The sequence below is a fragment of the Protofrankia sp. Cas8 genome (assembly GCF_963555845.1).
Classification (GTDB): Bacteria; Actinomycetota; Actinomycetes; order Frankiales; family Frankiaceae; genus Protofrankia.
Map to the genome: position 1 here is coordinate 1 of NZ_CAUVXI010000346.1, position 2,923 is coordinate 2,923.

Genomic DNA, 2,923 nt, shown 5'->3' on the forward strand with positions numbered 1-2,923 from the left:
ACGCATCGGTGCCGACGGTGTTCCCGAGTGGATCCCCCCGGGATGGATCGACCCGACCCGCACCCCCCGGCGCAACCCCTACCGCCGCACGATCCACGACAAGCGAGATAACCCCGGAGACGATCTCTTCGGCGGCATTCCCTGACACCAACCGGTAGCGGGAAGCGGGTGTGAAGCCCTTAGATATGGTCTAGGCCGTGACCGTGGTGGATGTCGTATTTGAGCCCGGACAGCCGATCCTGCACCGGATGTTCACCGGAGACGCCCTGGTTCTCGTCCGCTCGGCTATCGTCGTCGGCGATGACGAGCGTGGCCTGCGGCTGTGGATTCCCCACGGTGGTCCCATCGCGATCAGGATGAGTCAGGACGGCCGTGGCATCCGCGACATGCCCTTCGCCGAATGGGTGCGTCAACCCACCGAACTGACCACGACCGGATGGCACGGTCCGAACATCTTCATGCTGATCCCACCGCGGCAGGCGCATTCGGTGTGGTGGTTCTGGGACGCTCGCAGCGCCTTTGCAGCCTGGTACGTGAACCTCGAAGAACCCGTCACCCGCTGGCGCGACGGCGACAGTGCGCTCGCCGGAGTCGACGGCTGTGACCACGACCTCGACATCTGGGTCTATCCGGACCGCAACTGGGAGTGGAAGGACGAGGACGAACTCGACGAGCGCCTCGCCTTCCCCGAGCACTACTGGGTGAGCGACGCAGCAGCGGTACGGGCCGAGGGCGAAAAGGTGGTCGGACGCGTCGAGGAGGGACGGTTTCCGTTCGACGGCACCTGGTGCGATTTCCGCCCCGAACCGTCCTGGCAGACGCCGACCGCCCTGCCCGCCGGCTGGGACCGGCCGCGAATCCGGCGCACCGGAACCTGACATCCGCTCCTGGCTCCGGCACGGTGTCTGATGCGATCATCAACCGATCTTGATCGGACCTTGGTCAGACCTTGGTCGCCCCCATGTCGAGGGTGAGCTGCGTTGCGGTGACCGACCGGGACAGATCCGAGGCGAGCCAGACGACCGCATCCGAGATGTCATCGGAATCTGCGATGGGCAGGTCGGGCAAGAGGCTGGCGAACGACGCCGCGTACGAGGGGTGGTCGGCCAGGACCTTGTGAATCGTCGGATCCTCGCTCATCGGAGTCGCGACTCCCCAGGGATGCACCGAGTTCACGCGGATGCGGAACTCCCCCAGCTCGATGGCCGCAGCCTTGGTCAGTCCGACGACGCCGTGCTTGGCCGCGCTGTAGTGCGCCTGAGCCGGTAACGACTTGATCCCCGCCACCGAACTGACTGTGATGATCGACCCGCCGTTGCCCGCCTCGATCATGTACGGAACCGCGGCCTTGAGGGTCCGCCACACTCCGGTGAGGTTAACGTCGATCACGGTCTGCCACTGCTCGTCAGGCATTTCCCAGAACCGGCTCCAGTTGCTGATCCCGGCGTTGGCGACGACGACGTCAAGTCGGCCGCCGAACTCGGCGACACCGTCTGCGAGCACGGCCGCCAGCGCGGCCGAGTCGCGGACGTCGGCCTGCCGGGCGTGAATTGGCTGGTCCTCGGCTTCGACCAGACGTACGGTCTCGTCAAGATCCTGTGATGTCGCGGCTGGGTAGACGTTGGCGGGCGACACCGGGCCCGCGATGTCCACCGCGATGATCCTCGCGCCTTCGCGGGCGAGCCGCACCGCGTGGCTGCGGCCCTGACCGCGAGCTGCGCCGGTGACGAAAGCGACCTTGCCGTCCAGCAATCCCATGATCGTGATCCCGCCTTGTTCAGTTCGTCTGAAGTCGGCTCAGCCCGAGGAGCTGGGCTGCGGCCAGGGGGTGGTGAGACGGCGGACCAGGTCGGTGTCGCCGGTCCGACGAAGCACATACTCGCGTACCTGACCGCCGGCGGCGTGCACCACCCGTCCGGTGACGTCGGCCGCGTCCGGCGCGACGAGTCGCACGACGACGCGGGAGACATGTTCCGGGGAGAGGTCGAGGGTGGCAGAACCGCCACCCTTCTGTCCGGTCGACGCGAGGAAGTTCTCCGACATCCTGGTCAGCGCCCCCGGCGAGACAGCGTTGGCGGTGATCCCGTACGGCGCGCCCTGTTTGGCGGTGGCCATGGTCAGTCCCCAGATCGCGGCCTTCGCGGAGCTGTACCCGACGCTGTCGGCCATGCGGGTGTCCAGGGCGGCCTCCGAAATGGTGTTCACGATCCGGCCGTACCGCTGGGCGCGCATCGTCGGGAACGCAGCCCTGATCGTACCGACGCTGCCGGTGAGATGTACGGCCAGCAGCCGCTGCAGCGCTGCCTCCTCGATGTCCTCGACCGTGCCGGGTGACACGATCCCGGCGTTGTTCACCACGATGTCGATCCGGCCGAAGGCGTCCACCGCGCACGCAACGGCGGCGGCCGCTCCCGCGAACGTGGAGATGTCCGAATGGTCGACGACAGCCTGTCCACCCTGTGCGAGCACGTCCGCGGCGACGCCGTCAGCGACGGCCATACCGCGCTCGCTGCCGTCCATACTGGCACCGACATCGTTGACGACCACCGCGGCGCCGGCCGCCGCGAGTGCCCGGGCGTGGGCTGCGCCCAGCCCCCGCCCGGCGCCCGTCACGAGTGCGACTCGTCCCTGGAGCGGGAGACGTCCGCCGCCTGTCTGTACCAACATCGAAACCAACATCGAATCCCACCCCTGGGCTCATTGGGTGCACTCTAGGACGCAGCGACCCACCGGCCGGGACCGGCTACCTCGCGGCTGATCCGCCCGCTGATCCGCGGGACCCGAACTGTTACCCGATCCAACTACCCCATCGATGTGGCGCCGTCCAGGGCCTCGCGGATGATGTCGGCGTGACCAGCGTGCTGGGCAGTCTCCGCGATCACGTGGAGCAACACCCGGCGGGCCGACCAGCGCGCGCCCGGTT

Annotated in this window: 4 protein-coding genes; 1 reads left to right on the forward strand and 3 read right to left on the reverse strand. The window is 67.7% G+C overall.

Annotation, left to right across the window (positions count from 1 at the left end; translation table 11 throughout):
* Window positions 1–248 precede the first annotated feature (248 nt).
* Window positions 249–878, forward strand: coding sequence for a DUF402 domain-containing protein (locus U9977_RS26615; RefSeq protein WP_416210793.1), 630 nt, complete (start codon window positions 249–251; stop codon window positions 876–878).
* Window positions 879–942: 64 nt separating this feature from the next.
* Here U9977_RS26615 and U9977_RS26620 read toward each other — a convergent pair whose 3' ends face one another.
* The 3 genes from U9977_RS26620 to U9977_RS26630 form a co-directional block, all read right to left on the reverse strand.
* Window positions 943–1,758, reverse strand: coding sequence for a mycofactocin-coupled SDR family oxidoreductase (locus tag U9977_RS26620; protein ID WP_322752020.1), 816 nt, complete (start codon window positions 1,756–1,758; stop codon window positions 943–945).
* Between the two features lie 39 nt (window positions 1,759–1,797).
* On the reverse strand, window positions 1,798–2,667 hold the full coding sequence (locus tag U9977_RS26625) for an SDR family NAD(P)-dependent oxidoreductase (protein ID WP_322752021.1): 870 nt from the start codon (window positions 2,665–2,667) through the stop codon (window positions 1,798–1,800).
* 134 nt (window positions 2,668–2,801) lie between these two features.
* Window positions 2,802–2,923: DUF664 domain-containing protein (locus U9977_RS26630; RefSeq protein WP_322752022.1), on the reverse strand; the 122-nt coding region annotated here is incomplete at its 5' end.